The organism is Bacillus sp. AR8-1 (assembly GCF_008042345.1).
Lineage (GTDB): Bacteria > Bacillota > Bacilli > Bacillales > Bacillaceae_G > Bacillus_A > Bacillus_A cereus.
Genome location: NZ_QNUB01000069.1, coordinates 13,366 through 30,975, shown reverse-complemented (window position 1 = coordinate 30,975; position 17,610 = coordinate 13,366). Strand labels below are relative to the sequence as shown.

Here is a 17,610-nt window from a genome sequence, read left to right as displayed (position 1 = left end):
GTTTCCCAACACTCTGGAAAAAAGTAGGAGAATATCTCCTACTTTTTTTACGCTGTTCCAATCTGATCTTGATCCGCCACATCAGAATCAAACGTATTTGTTGCACTAACACCGTTAAAAGTATTCACGACAAATCCAACATTAGAAGCTCCGGATCCATTATAAGCTTTCGTATTTTCTTTCGGAGATACGTTATAAAAATCCCCTAAATTAAAAGAACCATTACTGTTTTGAACGACGAGATTTCCAACAACGGAAGGCATACTATCCACCTACTTTACTAAGCTATTTAATTATTATATGGATTATTGAGCGGAAGGTTCATCAGTAATATATTGGCGAATTTGCATAATACGAGAGTTATTGAAAGCATAATCAACATTTCCAATTTGAAAGCAACCAGAATTTAAGAGTGTTCGTAATTCAACGTCATTCACTTCAATAAAAGGACATTCATTTACAATGTTTAATTTTACATCTGTCGTTCGTTTTGGGATTGTAACGTGTTCATCTGTAAAAATTTCAAATGCATCTAAGCGACCTTCGCCTTTTATATAACAAGGAATTTCCCGGTGGACGGCAAGAGCCCTACTTTTTAACTCCATTTGATTTGCATCTCCAACTTGAAATACAGCAGCAATCCCTAAAGAAATAATAGAAACATTTTGGACAATGGACACATGATGCAACATAATTTCTCAGTCTCCTTAACCTGGAGTAGGAGGGACATCTGTTACTAATGGTACAAATGGACCCTCTGTAACTGTTTCAAATGGTGTATCGAGAATAGAAGATAGAATGAGGAGATTTGCATCTCCAATTAAAAAGAGTGCGGACGACGATACACCGTTCATTTTAATCTGTCCGACTTTTAACTCACGGTTTACAACGTTAAGGTTCATACATACTTACTCCTTTCGGAAATTTCCCGGTATGTGCTGAATAAAGGAGAGAAAGGCTTTGTCAATATCTTGTTTCATTGCCTGAATAATGATATCTCGTAAATAATCTGGATCTGTTGAAATACCTTCATATGATTGCGCTTGTGATAAATAATAAGGGAGTCGATGCTCCATCTGTTTTTTTATGTCATCTACCATCATTTGTCGATACATTTCATCAAGCGGTGTTCTCTCTTCTTGTTCAAAATGGAGAATACGATTATATGCTTCTTCATCTAAGTATCGATGCATTTCTTGGAGGATACCTTGATAAAAGTCTGGGTTTGTTTCGGTTTCAGGGTTTACCTTCAATGTTTCTGTATCCACTTGAAAATCTTCAATTTGTTGTCCTTTTGCTGAAAATGGGTTTAAACCAATATTTAAAGTACCATTTAAATTTTCGACTTTTAATTGATCGAATTTGTATTCCACTTTTCCTACAGAAGAGGAGGGGCGATTTTTTAATTCGTTAAGCTCTTCTTGGAGTTGGCGCACTTGTTCTTCTAAATTTAGGATGGCTGCTTGTTGTGTTTGAAGAGCTTGTTGAAGTTGGTGTAAGTAAGTATATATATCTTGATTCATTTGTGAAACCTCCTTTTCAATAGGGAGGGTAAAAATATTCCTGCTATATATTTATGACAAGGATGTCTTAAGAAGAACTAGTTGATGGTTTGATAGAAATAATTTGTCCTTTTGCCTGTAATGGGCGAAGCGGCTCCGTAAATCCGCCCGTATTTGAAAATTTAGATAGGGCTTTAATACTTCCGGCAGTACCAATTTGGAACACAGAAGAGGTTGTAATACTATCAATTTTAATACTGTTGATGATGATACTTTGGTTTACATAAAAATTCAATGCAATTGCCTCCTTTAAGTTGAGCCAATTATCGCTTGATCGATTACATCTGAATCGTTGACAGTCGTTGCACTTTGATAATTGTAGACAGAAACATTATCTCCAACGTTGAAAGAACCGGCCCCGGCGAAAGCACGTGAGTAACTAATAGGCCTAATCGCAAATACATCTCCAATATGAAAAATACCACTTGATCCAATATTGACGATACGAATATGTCCGACCATAGCTGGCATACAAAACACCCTTCGTTTTTAAAATTTTCTTTTCTACTATTGTATGGGCGTTTCCAATAAAATGTGTGTTTTTTTGAAATAAAAGAAACACACGCGTTATTGCGTGTGTGTGTTGAACGTTTGAGTAGGGTGTAAATCCGTATGTACATGACAAATTACATTTAAGAGCCTGTCCAGTTCTTGGCTACAATCCACTGTTCTTTGAGAAGTCATTCCATAGCGTTCAGCAAAATAGATCATTTTTTCACGTTTTTTTTCAATAGCTTGCTCAAACATTGAAATCGGCTCCATCTCTAAATGAAATTTTTAGTATATATGTAGTACATATTATACAAAAACTCCATAAAAAAGAAATACCTTCGCTAAAAAAAGTAAAATTTCTACATTTTATGCTAAATAATGAATAAGTAACGAATAAGTGCGAGAAGAATATTGTAAAAATTAGCGTGCATGAGAAGGTTTTTTTCTTGCGGATGCGAATACAATTAAAAGGTATGAGTTTTAGGATGGAGAGTGGAAATATTGCGTTTTGTAACGGCGAAGAAAGAAGAAAAGGTATTTGTAGGTATTGTGGATGAAGAAGAAGAAAAGGTATTACACTTAAGAGAAGCGCAAAGACAAAAAGGGGAAAAGGTTACAATCCCTATTACAATGTTAGAGTGTATTGAAAGAGGGACTGAATGCTTTGAGAAAGTATGTGAAATTGTAAATTGGGCAAAAGAGAACGGGGAAGCGGCGTATTATCCGTTAACAGAGGTGAAAATATTAGCGCCGATTCCAAGGCCAAGAAAGAATATTTTGTGCGTTGGAAAAAACTATCGTGAGCATGCGGTAGAAATGGGCGGAGTAGAGTCTATTCCAGAAAATATAATGATCTTTACGAAAGCACCAACAACAGTTATTGGCATAAATGAGCAAATTAATGGTCACCCTCACGCAACGGACGAACTAGATTACGAAGGAGAACTAGCTATCATTATTGGTAAGCGAGGGAAGCAAATTAAAGAAGAAAAAGCGCTTGAGCATGTTTTTGGTTATACGATTATAAATGATGTAACAGCTCGAGATATTCAAAGAAAACATAAACAGTTTTTCCTTGGGAAAAGCTTCGATACATTTTGTCCGATGGGACCGTATTTAATTCATAAATCGGTGGTTGAAACGCCGAATGCATTACACATTGAAACGGTAGTAAATGGAGAAGTAAGGCAAACTTCCAACACAAATAAAATGATTTTTTCAATAGAAGAAATTATTTCAACGATAAGCAAAGGAATGACTTTAGAACCAGGCGATATTATCGCAACAGGAACGCCGGCTGGTGTCGGAAAAGGTTTTACACCACCGAAGTTTTTACATGCTGGTGATGAAGTGGTCATTACAGTGGAAAGAATTGGTACTTTGCGAAATGTAGTGAAATGAAAAAAGAGCTATCTTGTATAAAGATAGCTCTTTTCTATGGTCTCGGATTATAGAGATAATCGATAACGGCAAAAGTGTAAAGACCAATTAATGCAAGTGTACAAATGCCAAATAATATAACCGCAAGTGCGCTTTTTTCTCGTCCAAATCCAATAATAGTAAGAATAACAGCAGTCCAAAATGATGCTTTCAGTAGTGTGAGTGTAGTAGGAGTTGAGTAATGAAGCCATGTTGTGGAAAGTAGGAAACTAAAGAATGTAACTAAAATAAACGCTGTAGCTAAATAGTTAATATGTTTACCATATCTTAGTAGCATATCGCACCTCCTTTATGAATTTAAAATACAGAAAATTACAATTTCATCTTGATATAATTGAATATAAAAAGAAAGAGGTTGTCCCAACATGTTGGACAACCTCTCTATTATTACGATAATACAGCTTTAATTTTTTGGAATGCCCACTCTAAATCTTCTTCAGAGATTACTAGAGGTGGTGCGATACGAATTACGTTTTCGTGTGTTTCTTTACATAGTAGACCAGCTGCTTTTAGTTGTTCACAGTAAGGACGAGCTGGCTCGTTTAATTCGATACCGATGAATAAACCTTTACCGCGAACTTCAGTGATCATTGGGTTATCAATTTCTTTTAATTGCCCAACTAATTTTTCTCCTAATTGAAGAGAACGCTCTGTTAATTTTTCTTCTTCTAACACTTCAAGAGCTGCGATAGAAACAGCACATGCAAGTGGGTTACCGCCGAATGTAGAACCATGAGAACCTGGCTCAAATACACCTAAAATGTCGCGGTTTGCTGCAACACAAGAGATCGGGAACACACCGCCACCAAGGGCTTTACCAAGTATGTACATGTCAGGAGTTACATCGTCCCAGTCACAAGCGAATACTTTACCAGTACGGCCTAAGCCTGTTTGGATTTCATCTGCTACGAATAAAACGTTTTCTTTTTTACATACTTCAAGAGCTTCTTTTAAGTAACCAGCTGGTGGGATGTTAATTCCTGCTTCACCTTGAATTGGCTCTAAAATGAATGCTGCTGTGTTTGGTGTAATTGCGGCTTTTAATGCTTCTAAATCACCGTAAGGAATTACAACGATGCCAGGAAGCATTGGACCAAATCCACGCTTGTACTCTTCATTTGAAGACATAGAAACAGAACCCATTGTACGTCCGTGGAAGTTATCTTCACAAACGATGATTTCAGCACGGTTTGCTTCTACTTTCTTCACATCATAAGCCCAGCGACGAACTGTTTTAATTGCAGTTTCAACAGCTTCAGCACCTGTATTCATTGGAAGTACCATTTCTTTATTAGTTAGTTTCGCAACTTTTTCGTACCAAGGACCTAATTGATCGCTATGGAAAGCACGAGAAGTTAACGTAACACGATTAGCTTGGTCAATTAAAGCGTTAATAATTTTCGGGTGACGATGACCTTGGTTTACTGCAGAATATGCACTTAATAAGTCCATATAGCGGTTTCCTTCAGGATCTTCTACCCAAACACCTTCTGCTTTAGAAATAACGATTGGAAGTGGGTGATAGTTATTTGCTCCATATGTGTCTGTAAGTTCGATAATATCCTTAGTTTGAATCATGATTGTTCCCCCTTTTGTTATTACAAGAAGTTTGTAAATACTCTAAATATTATAGCATTTAAATGTAAAAAAGCGAAACATTTCCTGAAAATAAATGAACATGTTATCATATAGAGTGAAAAAGTGTGAAAAGAGGAGGTAAGGGTTACGATGGTACATATGCATATTACAGCATGGGCGTTAGGTTTAATTTTATTCTTCGTTGCGTATTCACTTTATTCAGCAGGAAGAAAAGGTAAAGGTGTACATATGGGGCTTCGTCTTATGTACATTATCATTATTGTGACAGGTTTCATGTTGTACATGGGGATTATGAAGACTGCAACAAGTAACATGCACATGTGGTATGGTTTAAAAATGATAGCTGGTATTTTAGTTATCGGTGGAATGGAAATGGTTCTTGTGAAAATGAGCAAGAACAAAGCAACAGGGGCAGTTTGGGGGCTATTTATTGTTGCATTAGTAGCAGTATTTTACCTTGGACTGAAATTACCGATTGGTTGGCAAGTATTCTAATAAAGAAAATAAAACCACCTTATAATCTCAAAGACTTGGGAGCTAAGGTGGTTTTTACTTTTTATGTCGCATCGATATGTAACTCTTCTCCATTTACTTTCGTAAAACGGAACATGTTTTTATTGGATGTAGTGTGACGGACGAAATGATGCTGTAGTGTACAGATCATCTCTTCGTTATCAAACAAAAGAATATTTACTCCTTCGCGTGACTCCTCTTTCGGTAAGAAAGATAAATAATTATGACAATACATGCAATCATATAAAGAGTAGTGAAGTGATTGCAATGATTCGGTTAATAATGTGAAGACAGAGTCAGGTAATTCCTCGAGCCATTCATTATAGCTAAGAAGTAATTTTTTTCGAATACGTATCATTTCCCCGTTTTGCAGGTGGTGCTGTTCGTTGGCGATTTGTAATATATCTTGTTCATAGAAACGAGCTGGTAGCCAGTTGTTGTTATATAAAATCTCAAAACCATCTTCGGCAATATCTTCTAATAAAAATGCTTCATCATTTTCATCATCAAAGAATACCCATTCATTGTTTATATATTCTACATTACCGACTGTATGAGCGCGGGGCTGGTTATATAAAATATGGTTACGTTGTATCATACATGATTTCTCCTTTATGAAAAGTAGTTATTCCTGTTATAGACAGTTCGTGCATTCTTTATAACTAGACACATCTAGACATAGGTGGGCATACAATAAAACACGTTTTACTGAGTGAGAATGCTATTCCATATGTGGATAGTAGGTTATCGTCAAGTTTTCCATTTTTTGATCCGCACTCTTAGGGTGGGGATTACTGCACGTTCAAGAAAAGAAATAAGATGGAAGGATGATTTATATGTGCGGGATTACAGGGTGGGTGGATTATAAACGCTCATTAGAAGGAGAAAGAGATGTCGTTACGAAGATGGCTGAGACGTTAGCGAAACGTGGTCCGGATGATAATAAAGTTTGGATTAAAGGCAATGTCGCATTTGGGCATAAACGTTTAATCGTTGTTGATCCTGAGGGTGGTAAACAACCGATGACTTGTTTAAAAGATGAAACGAATTACGCCATTTGCTATAACGGTGAACTTTATAACACAGAAGACATTCGAAAGGAATTATTAAGAAGAGGATATACGTTCAAAGGTCATTCTGATACAGAAGTATTATTAGCTTCTTATATTGAATGGAAAGAAGAATGTGTCGATCATTTAAACGGTATATATGCGTTTGCAGTATGGGACGAACAGAAAGAACAAGTATTTATTGCGCGAGATCGATTAGGTGTAAAGCCACTTTTTTATAAATATGATAGCGGACGCTTATTATTTGGTTCGGAGTTAAAAGCGATATTGTCGCATCCAGATGTGAAGGCGGAAGTAACGTTAGAAGGGTTATCCGAAATATTCGGCCTCGGACCGTCAAGAACGCCTGGCCATGGTATTTATGCTGGTATAAAAGAATTACGTCCAGGTCATGCGATGACATTTTCAAAGAACGGTTTATGTATATGGAGATATTGGAATGTAGAAAGTAAAAAACATGAAGACTCTTTTGAAGAAACAGTAGAGAAAACGCGCTTTTTATTACAAGATGCGATTACAAGGCAGCTTGTTTCTGATGTGCCACTATGTACTTTTTTATCAGGTGGTGTAGATTCGAGCGCTATTACAGCTATCGCAGCAAAAGAATACGAGAAATCAGGAAAAGGGCAATTACACACGTATTCTATTGATTACGAAGATAATGACAAATACTTTAAAGCGAATGCGTTCCAGCCAAATTCAGATGCTCCGTTTATTAATTTAATGACTGAGACATTTCAAACAACCCATCATCGCTGCGTCATTTCGAATGAAAAATTAGCAGAGTATTTAACTGAAGCAGTACTCGTTCGTGATTTGCCTGGTATGGCAGATATCGATTCGTCATTATTATGGTTTTGCCGCGAAATTAAACAAGATTTTGTCGTCGGTTTATCTGGGGAATGTGCAGATGAAATATTTGGTGGATATCCGTGGTTTTATAGAGAAGATGATTTACAATCGAGTGCCTTTCCGTGGATGCGCTCTACAGAAGCACGTGAACAACTGCTAAAGAAAGAATGGAGAAATAAATTAAATTTACAACAATATGTACAAAGGCGCTATGAAGAGTCGATTCAAGAAGTTCCTATTTTAGAGGGAGAAAGTCCGCTAGAAGCAAAAAGACGCCAATTATTTTATTTAAATATGGTATGGTTTATGACAACATTATTAGACAGAAAAGACCGCATGAGTATGGGGGCAAGTTTAGAAGTACGTGTTCCATTTGCAGATCATCGCCTTGTCGAATATGCGTGGAATATTCCTTGGGAAATGAAAATGTATAAAAACCGCGAAAAAGGTCTATTACGTAAAGCGTTAGAAGATGTACTTCCACATGACATCTTATATAGAAAGAAGAGTCCTTATCCGAAAACGCACAATCCACACTATACAAAAGCAGTAACAGTATGGCTTCAAAATCTATTAACGGATAAAGGTTCAATTTTACACGAATTGTTTGATAAGGAGCAGTTGAACGGATTAATTCAGTCTGGTGGCAGTGCATTTCAAACACCATGGTTTGGTCAATTGATGACTGGGCCACAGCTTTTAGCTCATTTAGCACAAATTCACGTTTGGTTTAAAGAATATGGGGTAAATATTAAGGAATAAGGGAAAAGCGGCTTACAATTATGTAAGTCGCTTTTTATTAAAGAAATTGTCATATAAAATTCAAAATCACCTTATAAATAATACTTAATTAGAATTATTATTTTGACGTACTTATTATTACTTGTTATAATTGGAAACAAACGTTCTGAAAAGGATTCTCATTTATAAAATTGAGGTGTTATATAGATGACAAAGAAAAAAATAGGTTTACTCGTAATGGCGTATGGAACACCAGAATCATTAGACGATGTAGAGGCATATTATACACATATCCGTCACGGACGTAAGCCGTCAGAAGAAGCGCTTGAAGATTTAATTGGGCGCTATAAAGCGATTGGTGGAATTTCGCCGCTTGCAAAAATTAAGAAAGAGCAGGCGCATAAATTAACAGATTCGATGAATAACATATTTACAGAGTATGAATTTACTTGTTACTTAGGTTTAAAACATACTGCGCCATTTATAGAAGATGCTGTAGAGGAAATGAAGCGAGATGGAATTGAGCAGGCGATTAGTATCGTATTAGCACCGCACTATTCTACATTTAGCATTAAAGCGTATAATGATCGTGCTATTCGTCTTTCAAAAGAAATCGGTGGTCCTGTTATTGAACGAATTGAACAATGGTATGATGAACCGAAATTTATTTCGTATTGGGCAGACCAAATAAAAGAAACGTTTACAGAAATTGATGATAAAGAGAAAGCAGTCGTAATTTTCTCAGCGCATAGTTTGCCAGAAAAGATTATTGCAGCAGGAGACCCATATGTAGAACAACTAAAGTATACGGCAGATTTAATTGCAGAAGCTGCAAATATTCAAAACTATACAATCGGTTGGCAAAGTGCTGGGAATACTCCTGATCCATGGATTGGTCCAGATGTGCAAGATTTAACGAAAGATTTATATGCAGAGCATGGGTACGAATCTTTCGTATATTGCCCAGTTGGTTTTGTAGCGGAGCATTTAGAAGTTTTATATGACAACGATTATGAATGTAAAGTTGTAACTGATGAATTAAATGCCAAATATTTTAGACCAAGTATGCCGAATGCACAATCTGCATTTATCGACTGTTTGGCTGAAATTGTTTCAAAAAAAGTGAAGGAAATAGTTGACAAAGGTTTAGTTTTGAATAATAATTAGTTTATAATAATTTTAAATAAATAATAATTACTATGAAAGAAAGAGGAGGATCCCCCTAGATGAATCCAAATAATCGCTTAACAACAAACCAAGGTGCTCCAGTTGGAGATAACCAAAATTCTCGTACAGCTGGTCGTCGTGGACCAGTATTATTAGAAGACTATCATTTAGTAGAAAAACTTGCGCACTTTGATCGTGAACGTATTCCGGAGCGTGTTGTGCATGCACGTGGTGCAGGTGCTCACGGTGTATTCGTAACGAAAAATAGTATGAAGCAATATACGAAAGCGGCATTTTTACAAAATGAAGGAACTGAAACGCCTGTATTTGTTCGTTTTTCAACGGTTATTCATGGTCAAGGTTCTCCTGAAACAGCACGTGACCCACGTGGGTTCGCTGTTAAATTTTATACAGAAGAAGGAAACTACGATATCGTAGGTAATCATTTACCGGTTTTCTTCATTCGTGATGCAATTAAATTCCCTGATATGGTACATTCTTTAAAACCAGCACCTGATACGAATATTCAAACGCCAGATCGTTACTGGGATTTCATGACGTTAACTCCAGAATCTACACATATGATGACATGGGTATTTTCTGATTACGGTACACCAGCAAGTTATCGTGAAATGGAAGGTTTCGGCGTCCATTCATTTAAATGGATTAATGAAGAAGGTAAAATTGTTTATATTAAATACCACTGGAAACCACAACAAGGTGTACGTAACTTAAATGCGAAAGAAGTGCAAGAAGTACAAGGGAAAGACTTCAATCATGCAACTCGTGACTTGTTCGACGCAATCGAAAAAGGAAATCACCCGAAATGGGATTTACACGTACAAGTTATGCAATTAGATGAAATGGACTCTTTAGACTTTGATCCATTAGATCCAACGAAAGTATGGCCAGAAGATCGCTTCCCATTAATGGAAGTAGGGACGATGACGTTAAATCGTAATCCGAAAAATTTCTTTGCAGAAGTAGAACAAGTAGCGTTCTCTCCAAGTGCAACTGTAAATGGTATTGAGCCATCGGAAGATAAATTATTACAAGGTCGTTTATTCTCTTACCCAGATACACAGCGTTATCGTCTTGGTGCAAATTACTTACAAATTCCTGTAAACTGCCCATACGCAGCTGTTCATAATCAACAACGTGATGGTGCGATGCAAGTAAATCAAAACCCATCTACAATCAACTACGAACCGAGCCGTCATGCAGAGAATCCGGTTGAAGACAAAGCTTACCGCGATTCAACTATGAAAGTAGAAGGCTATGTATCTCGTGAAAAAATCGAGAAACCAAATGACTTTAAACAAGCAGGTGAGCGTTACCGTTCATTCTCTAAAGAAGAGCAAGATAACTTAATTGCGAACTTAACAAATGATCTAAAAGACGTAAATGAACGCACAAAATTATTAGCTGTTTGTAACTTCTTCCGTGCAGATCAAGAATACGGTATGCGCTTAGCGCAGGCGTTAAATGTTGATATTACGCAATATGTAGGAAATGCTCCGAAATAAATAGGAAAAGACGACCGGGTTTCGGTCGTCTTTTTTCTATAACGTTATGTGGGGTATTTTGCTTGTAAATTATGTCGGAATTTGTTTGTAAATCGATATGTTGTGTCGAACCGTTGATATATTGAAAGAAACAATCGATATATTTGAAAAATCGTTGATATATCCAAAAAACCGATGATATATTTACAATTATACTAGGTGGGGTATGTTGCCTAGTACGCAAAAAAGAGATGCAATCTACTATCAATAGATTGCGTCTCTTTTTTAGTTTGCTCGCTCTGCATGTTCATAAGCCTTCTCGCCGTGCATTGAAATATCAAGACCCATGTGTTCTTCATGTTCATCGACGCGAACAGGGAGGAAGAAGTTAATCGCTTTAATAATGGCATACGTCATGATGATCGTGAATGCATATGTTGCGCCAATCGCTATAAGTTGTTTAAACAGTAAAGCGGCGTTTCCGTAAAACAATCCGTTCGCACCATCCCCGTTTACGGTAGTAGTTGCAAATAGTCCTGTTGCAATACCGCCCCAAGTTCCTCCGATACCGTGGCATCCAAAGGCATCAAGTGTATCGTCATACCCGAATTTTGTTTTTAAGAAGAAAACGGCGCCAAAGCATAATATACCACCAATTGCTCCGATAAGAAGAGCGGAGAAAGGTGTAACGAACCCGCAAGCTGGTGTAATAGCGACTAGACCAGAAACAACTCCGCAAGCAGCTCCCATCGCAGTCGGTTTTGATTGGAAGAACCATTCAGAAAGCATCCAAGTTAGAGCGGAGGCAGCAGCGGCTATATTTGTATTAATAAATGCAGTTAAAGCTACGTCGTTTAAGGATAATGCGCTGCCGACGTTAAAACCGAACCAGCCAAACCATAATAAGCCTGCGCCTAACATTGTAAATGGCAAATGGTGGGGAGAAGAACCATTTATGTTTTTTCGTTTTCCAAGGAAAATAGCTAATACAAGACCAGCAACTCCGGAAGTGATGTGAACGACGTTTCCGCCAGCGAAGTCTAGTGCACCAAGTTCCCTTAGCCATCCGCCGACGCCCCATACCCAATGAGCGACAGGATTGTAAACGATCGTTGTCCATAGAAGGATAAAAATAAGAAAGGCAGAAAATCGCATTCTTTCAGCGAATGCACCTGAAATTAAAGCTGGAGTTAAAATGGCGAACATGAGTTGAAACATCATGAATAAATTGTGAGGAATAGTAGATGAGTAGTCTGGATTTGGTGCGTAGGTAACTCCGTTTAGACCGAACCAATCAAGTGTACCGATAAGCCCGTGCCAATCTGGTCCGAATGATAAAGAATAGCCGATAACAATCCATTGAATCGAAACGATAGCCATTGCGCTATAACTATGCATCGTTGTGCTGAGTACATTTTTGCTGCGAACCATACCTCCATAAAAAAGTGCCAATCCTGGTGTCATCAACATGACCATTACTGTCGTCACAAACATAAAAACTGTATCTCCCATATCCATGATCTCTCCTCCTGTAATGTTAGAAAAAATAACATCTATTTGTTATGTTTCATATCATATTCGAAATTAAACTAAAAATCAACTAAAAATTCAGAAAATTATATGCATGATGTCATAAAACCTAACATGAATTATTTTGTGAGGATTAAAATCGACATATGCGTTTCATTCGGATAATTGGTATAATATTCTTACAATTAAAAAGCTTGGGGGATGCGTGTGGGAAAAATACGGACTAGGAAACTATTCATTTGTTTTTGCTTAGCTGTTGTTTTGTTTGTACCAATACATACTTTTGCAGACGAAAAAAGAGAGTGGCGAGATGAAGTTATATACTCCATTATGATTGATCGCTTCAATAATGGAGAACCGAAAAATGACAAACAGTTAGAAGTTGGTAATTTAGAAGGGTATCAAGGAGGGGATATAAGAGGAATTATAAAAAGGTTGGATTACATAAAAGAAATGGGTTTTACTACCGTTATGCTTTCGCCACTTTTTGAAAGTGGAAAGTACGATGGATTAGACGTGCGAAATTTTAAAAAGGTAAATGAACATTTCGGGACAGACAATGATGTGAAAGAACTTGTAAAAGAAGTTCATGCAAAAGGAATGAAAGTTGTATTTCAATTTCCACTTGGAGAAAACGAACAACAGGTAATTGACGCAATGAAATGGTGGATAAAAGAAGTTGATTTAGACGGAAGTTATGTTATACATAGTGAAAAAAAGCCGCGTTCCTTTTGGGATAACGCGCAAAAAGATATGCAAGTGATAAAGAAAGATTTTCGTATTATGACAAAGGAGGATAGCGAATACAACGAAAAAATAGTAGAATCGTTTTCTAAAGCAGATGTATCGGTGAAATCGTTATACGATGTGAGTAAAAAAGAAGGAGAATTTGTTACGTTCTTAGATAATCAAGAAACAAAAAGATATGCGCGTATTGCAAAAGAAAATATGTATTATCCGCCATCACGTTTAAAACTGGCGCTTACTTATTTGTTAACATCACCTGGAATTCCGAATTTTTATTACGGAACTGAAATTGCATTAGATGGAGGAAGTGTACCCGATAATAGACGATTAATGGATTTTAAGTCAGACGAAAAATTTATGCAGCACATAACAAAACTAGGTGAACTTAGACAGGTGAGACCGTCTTTACGACGCGGTACGTTTGAGCTACTGTATGATAAGAGCGGTATGAGCATACTAAAACGAAAATATAAAAATGAAGTAACTTTAGTAGCAATTAATAATACGAAAGAAACACAAAAAGTCTCCTTACCTGCAAGTACGATTGGTGAAAAACAAGAGTTAAGAGGATTGTTGCAGGATGAAATTATAAGAGAGGAAAACGGGAAATTTTATCTCGTTTTAAAGCGTGAAGAATCAAACGTGTATAAAGTTAACGGAGAAACAGGTGTGAATTGGTTATTTATCTCCTTAATCGTTGGGGTGAATGTATTATTTATTGCGTTTTTAATTGCAGTTAAAAGGAAGCGTAGATAAGATGAGAAGTTGCTGGCTCTATGTTCATGTCTTCTTATTGTATATGTAAGTTTGTTCGGTGGCGCGATAGTGTTTATTCTGTTGATATGAAATTTCTTAAGAGAAACGATGTGAGAATGAAAACGTCCCTAGTGAGAGGAGGGCCAGGTTAGGAAGAGGATTTTCTTCCTAACCTGTTTTTTGTGTTAGCACCGATAGGGAAGAATCTTTGAAAAATCAATAATTGCAACTATATTAATTTTACATTACATTAAAAGTTAGAGAATACTCTTATACTAATATAGTGCTAAATAGTAGGTGGGAAAATGGAGTTTTACGATTTGGGTATTACCATTAAAGAGCTTAGAATTAAAAAAAATATATCACAATCCGAATTATGTCATGGAATATGTTCGCAAAGTCAAATTAGCAAAATAGAAAAAGGTGTGATTTATCCATCTAGTATATTGTTATATCAATTATCAGAAAGACTTGGTATTGACCCAAATAATATATTTGCATTAACTCAAAACAAAAAACTAAAATATGTAGAAAATGTAAAATGCGTAATAAAAGATTGCTTAAAGCAAAAACAATACAAAGAACTTTATGAAATAGTGAAAAAAGAGAAAAACGAAAATAACTTCCAATCAACAGAAGATAAACAATTTTTAATATGGCATGAAGCGATTGCTATATTTATGGTGGATAAATCAATAAAAACTGCTTTAGATTTTTTAAATAATGCATTAAAATTAACTGTAACTAATTCAGATTTTTTATCAGAAAGAGAAATAGATATTATGCAGACAATTGCTATATTCCATGGGGAAAATAAAGAATATGAAAAAAGTATTAATATATTAAGAAGGTGTTTAACTAATTTTAATAAGTTAGATTTTCCTAGAGATAAAGAAATTAAATTGAAAATTATTTTTAATTTAGCAAAAATTTTAGGTCATGCAAATCAACATGAAGAGGCAGTAAAATACAATGATATGGGTATCAAACTAGCTATTAATCTAAATACTTTATATTTACTAGGTGAATTATACTATGGAAAAGCTTGGAATTTATTGAAACTTAAACAACCTAATGAAGAAGATGTTGCAAATAACATGAAAAAAGCATTATTTATATTTGAACTAACAGAAAAAGAAAATCTGATAAAAATGGTTAAAGAAAAATATTTTGAAAACCAAACTGAAAAAAGTCACTCATAATTCATTTGGAAATCACTTGAAATATAATAAAACCTACAGGGAAAATCCCTGTAGGTTCTAAACTTATAAACTTTCTTCTAAAATATTAGTGTTTAATATAAATTTTTGAATAAGAGTTTACTTAGTGTACTTTTTATTTTGAAGTCTGCATCTTTATTAACGATGTATGCTTCCTTTTAAATCCATCCGAATATTATTGGTTCAAGTCGGAGGAAGGTACTTTGAAGTGTCTTTTTTTTATGACCTTTATCATTAACTATTTAATGTTTTTTTAAATGATTACATGACATAGTTTTTTTGTACCAAGCTTTGTTGATACAGTTAGACTTATCCGTTAGTGAATTCGCATTATTAGAACATCCTACAGTATTTAGGGAGAATGTGGCCAATAAAAACCATAGTATTAATTTCTTCATAATAACCACTTCTAACTCTTTTTTAATTAACATTTTTTAAGTTCCCTATTAATTTTACATTACATTAGAGGTTGGGAAATATTCTTATACTCATAAATTGTTACGTTTTGACGGGGAGAGGAATTATGAGTTACAGCGATTTTTAAGATGATTTTGGTCTAAGATGTAGTTATTAAGAAAAGTAATTCAAATTGAAGGGGGAAACGTCTTGAGGTGTCTTTTTCTTATTTTCAATAAGGTCTGCTAAATGCATGTATAAAACAAATTCTACAATAAGGTCTAGTTTAATCATACGGTCATTTGTAAAGTCTTCGTATGGTTAGACTCCGTTTACTTAGCAATTTTCACCGCATATACCTTTTTCTCTAGTTTGTTCTCGTAATATTGTCTCTACAAGACAAAAAAGAAAACTCCTCTAATTAAGAGGAGTTTTCTTTTTAGCGGTAGTTAATGAACTGTACGTCGATTGGTAAATCAGCGCTACGAACAGCTGCGATTACGGCTTGTAAGTCATCACGGCTTTTCGCTGTAACACGTACTTGATCGTCTTGTACTTGTGTTTTTACTTTTAATTTCATTTCTTTAATGATGTTGTTAATTTTTTTAGCGTTATCTTTATCGATACCTTGTTGAAGTGTTGCACGTTGGCGAACAGTGTTGCCAGTTGCAGCTTCAACTTTTCCGTAATCTAAGTTCTTAATTGGAACGTTACGTTTTACAAGTTTAGAAATTAAAACGTCTTTTACTTGGTCTAATTTGAACTCGTCGTCAGAAGTTAAAACTAGTACTTCTTTTTCTAATTTAATATCACTTTTACTTCCTTTAAAGTCATATCGGTTTTGGATTTCTTTTAATGCGATATTAATTGCGTTTGTTACTTCAGGTAATTCTACTTTCGAAACGATGTCAAAAGAACTATCTTTTGCCATAGTTAGCACCTCCAAATAAATTTCTAATCTTGTTATGTACTGTACATACTAAAGTATAGCTGAAAATGAGTCTAGACTTAAGTGTTTTCGTACTTATATTCATGGAACCTCATTTTATTATAGTGAATTTTGGGCAGTTGGACAAATACAGGAAAAATCATGTTATAATTAACTTTTGTTTGGAATGATAAAAAAGATAATTTTATATATATAGAAGGGAATTAAAAAATATGTATTTGCAAATAGGATCGATTGAACAGGTAACTGTTTTACGCGAAACGGAAATCGGATATATGGTTGGGAATGAAGAAGAAGAAATTTTCCTACATAAAAACGAAGTAGCTGGAGAAATTGAAGAAGGCGATACGATTGATGTATTCTTATACCTTGATCACCAAAATCGTATTTCAGCAACTATGAAGGAACCGATTATTACAACTTATGATTGGAACTGGGTAAAGGTTGTAGAAGTTATTCCTAGTTTAGGTGTGTTTGTTGATATTGGTGTGTCAAAAGATATACTAATTCCAGCTGATGAGTTCCCGATTTATATGCCAGTATGGCCAGAAGTAGGCGACGAATTATATTGTACGTTAAAATTAACGAATCGTGATCGTTTAATTGCTCTTCCGGCAAGAGACAGTGATATGCAAGAAATTATCGTAGATGCAACGCCATCTATGCGTAATAAAAACGTAAATGGACGTGTATATCGTTCGCTTCAAGTAGGTTCATTCGTTTTAACAGATGAACATTTCCGTGCTTTCTTACACCATACAGAAAGAAAAGAACAAGTCCGCATCGGTCAGCGTGTAACAGGACGTATTATTGACGTAAAAGATGACGGTACAATTAACATTTCACTTCTTCCTCGTAAAGAAGAAGGAATGGAAGACGATGCTGCAGTAATTTATGCATATATGGAAGAACGAGGCGGAGCAATGCCGTTTTGGGATAAGAGCCATCCAGAAGATATTAAAGAACGCTTTAACATGAGTAAAGCTGCATTTAAGCGCGCACTTGGTAAGTTGATGAAAGAAGAAAAGGTTTACCAAGAAGAAGGTTGGACTTACTTTAAGAAATAAGATA

The 17,610-nt window shown here is 35.6% G+C and carries 20 protein-coding genes; 8 read left to right on the top strand and 12 right to left on the bottom strand.

The features are described from left to right. Positions 1-47 precede the first annotated feature (47 nt). The 7 genes from gerPF to DN400_RS28760 form a co-directional block, all read right to left on the bottom strand. Positions 48-263 (bottom strand): spore germination protein GerPF, encoded by a 216-nt coding sequence (gene gerPF / locus DN400_RS28790; RefSeq protein ID WP_001141566.1) that lies wholly within the window; start codon positions 261-263, stop codon positions 48-50. A 42-nt stretch (positions 264-305) separates the two neighbouring features. After that, entirely contained in the window at positions 306-692 is a 387-nt protein-coding gene (locus DN400_RS28785) for a spore germination protein GerPE (protein WP_065228457.1), read from the bottom strand. A gap of 15 nt (positions 693-707) precedes the next feature. Next, positions 708-902, bottom strand: a complete 195-nt coding sequence (gerPD, locus tag DN400_RS28780; RefSeq protein WP_001052807.1) for a spore germination protein GerPD — start codon at positions 900-902, stop codon at positions 708-710. Positions 903-908: 6 nt separating this feature from the next. Continuing rightward, positions 909-1,523: a spore germination protein GerPC gene (gerPC, locus tag DN400_RS28775; RefSeq protein ID WP_001070763.1), complete on the bottom strand. Its 615-nt coding sequence runs from the start codon at positions 1,521-1,523 to the stop codon at positions 909-911. A gap of 67 nt (positions 1,524-1,590) precedes the next feature. Next, positions 1,591-1,797, bottom strand: a complete 207-nt coding sequence (gene gerPB, locus DN400_RS28770) for a spore germination protein GerPB (RefSeq protein ID WP_001012508.1) — start codon at positions 1,795-1,797, stop codon at positions 1,591-1,593. A gap of 14 nt (positions 1,798-1,811) precedes the next feature. After that, positions 1,812-2,033 (bottom strand): spore germination protein GerPA, encoded by a 222-nt coding sequence (gene gerPA / locus DN400_RS28765; RefSeq protein ID WP_001111187.1) that lies wholly within the window; start codon positions 2,031-2,033, stop codon positions 1,812-1,814. A gap of 96 nt (positions 2,034-2,129) precedes the next feature. Next, entirely contained in the window at positions 2,130-2,309 is a 180-nt protein-coding gene (locus DN400_RS28760; protein ID WP_000462857.1) for an aspartyl-phosphate phosphatase Spo0E family protein, read from the bottom strand. 246 nt (positions 2,310-2,555) lie between these two features. Between DN400_RS28760 and DN400_RS28755 the strand changes: the two genes are divergently transcribed. Further along, positions 2,556-3,455: a fumarylacetoacetate hydrolase family protein gene (locus DN400_RS28755; RefSeq protein ID WP_001213069.1), complete on the top strand. Its 900-nt coding sequence runs from the start codon at positions 2,556-2,558 to the stop codon at positions 3,453-3,455. A 34-nt stretch (positions 3,456-3,489) separates the two neighbouring features. Here DN400_RS28755 and DN400_RS28750 read toward each other — a convergent pair whose 3' ends face one another. Together DN400_RS28750 and rocD are read right to left on the bottom strand one after the other, a co-directional pair. Beyond that, the gene (locus DN400_RS28750; protein WP_000926859.1) at positions 3,490-3,771 is read right to left on the bottom strand and encodes a hypothetical protein; all 282 of its coding nucleotides are present in this window, start codon (positions 3,769-3,771) and stop codon (positions 3,490-3,492) included. Between the two features lie 110 nt (positions 3,772-3,881). Then, the gene (gene rocD, locus DN400_RS28745; RefSeq protein ID WP_000616660.1) at positions 3,882-5,072 is read right to left on the bottom strand and encodes an ornithine aminotransferase; all 1,191 of its coding nucleotides are present in this window, start codon (positions 5,070-5,072) and stop codon (positions 3,882-3,884) included. A gap of 150 nt (positions 5,073-5,222) precedes the next feature. On the opposite strand from rocD, the gene DN400_RS28740 reads away from it, so the two are divergent. After that, the gene (locus DN400_RS28740) at positions 5,223-5,588 is read left to right on the top strand and encodes a YisL family protein (RefSeq protein WP_000233490.1); all 366 of its coding nucleotides are present in this window, start codon (positions 5,223-5,225) and stop codon (positions 5,586-5,588) included. Between the two features lie 61 nt (positions 5,589-5,649). Here the strand turns inward: DN400_RS28740 and DN400_RS28735 are convergent, their stop codons facing one another. Beyond that, entirely contained in the window at positions 5,650-6,204 is a 555-nt protein-coding gene (locus tag DN400_RS28735; protein WP_000616066.1) for a DUF2777 domain-containing protein, read from the bottom strand. Positions 6,205-6,442: 238 nt separating this feature from the next. On the opposite strand from DN400_RS28735, the gene asnB reads away from it, so the two are divergent. From asnB to katB, 3 genes are all read left to right on the top strand, one after another. After that, complete coding sequence (gene asnB, locus DN400_RS28730; protein WP_065228458.1) at positions 6,443-8,290, top strand: asparagine synthase (glutamine-hydrolyzing); 1,848 nt, start codon at positions 6,443-6,445, stop codon at positions 8,288-8,290. 186 nt (positions 8,291-8,476) lie between these two features. Next, the gene (gene hemH / locus DN400_RS28725) at positions 8,477-9,436 is read left to right on the top strand and encodes a ferrochelatase (protein ID WP_098211790.1); all 960 of its coding nucleotides are present in this window, start codon (positions 8,477-8,479) and stop codon (positions 9,434-9,436) included. Positions 9,437-9,495: 59 nt separating this feature from the next. Beyond that, positions 9,496-10,962 (top strand): catalase KatB, encoded by a 1,467-nt coding sequence (gene katB / locus DN400_RS28720; protein ID WP_001069184.1) that lies wholly within the window; start codon positions 9,496-9,498, stop codon positions 10,960-10,962. A gap of 264 nt (positions 10,963-11,226) precedes the next feature. Here the strand turns inward: katB and DN400_RS28715 are convergent, their stop codons facing one another. Then, on the bottom strand, positions 11,227-12,459 hold the full coding sequence (locus tag DN400_RS28715; RefSeq protein WP_000367134.1) for an ammonium transporter: 1,233 nt from the start codon (positions 12,457-12,459) through the stop codon (positions 11,227-11,229). A gap of 213 nt (positions 12,460-12,672) precedes the next feature. Between DN400_RS28715 and DN400_RS28710 the strand changes: the two genes are divergently transcribed. Both DN400_RS28710 and DN400_RS28705 read left to right on the top strand, forming a co-directional pair. Continuing rightward, positions 12,673-13,974 (top strand): alpha-amylase family glycosyl hydrolase, encoded by a 1,302-nt coding sequence (locus DN400_RS28710; protein ID WP_097822112.1) that lies wholly within the window; start codon positions 12,673-12,675, stop codon positions 13,972-13,974. A 305-nt stretch (positions 13,975-14,279) separates the two neighbouring features. Then, positions 14,280-15,176, top strand: coding sequence for a helix-turn-helix domain-containing protein (locus DN400_RS28705; RefSeq protein ID WP_000397889.1), 897 nt, complete (start codon positions 14,280-14,282; stop codon positions 15,174-15,176). Positions 15,177-16,029: 853 nt separating this feature from the next. Here the strand turns inward: DN400_RS28705 and DN400_RS28695 are convergent. Then, entirely contained in the window at positions 16,030-16,521 is a 492-nt protein-coding gene (locus DN400_RS28695) for a YajQ family cyclic di-GMP-binding protein (protein ID WP_001040146.1), read from the bottom strand. A 230-nt stretch (positions 16,522-16,751) separates the two neighbouring features. Here DN400_RS28695 and DN400_RS28690 point away from each other — a divergent pair, with 230 nt between their 5' ends. Then, complete coding sequence (locus DN400_RS28690) at positions 16,752-17,606, top strand: CvfB family protein (protein WP_000281262.1); 855 nt, start codon at positions 16,752-16,754, stop codon at positions 17,604-17,606. The last annotated feature ends 4 nt before the right edge of the window (positions 17,607-17,610 follow it).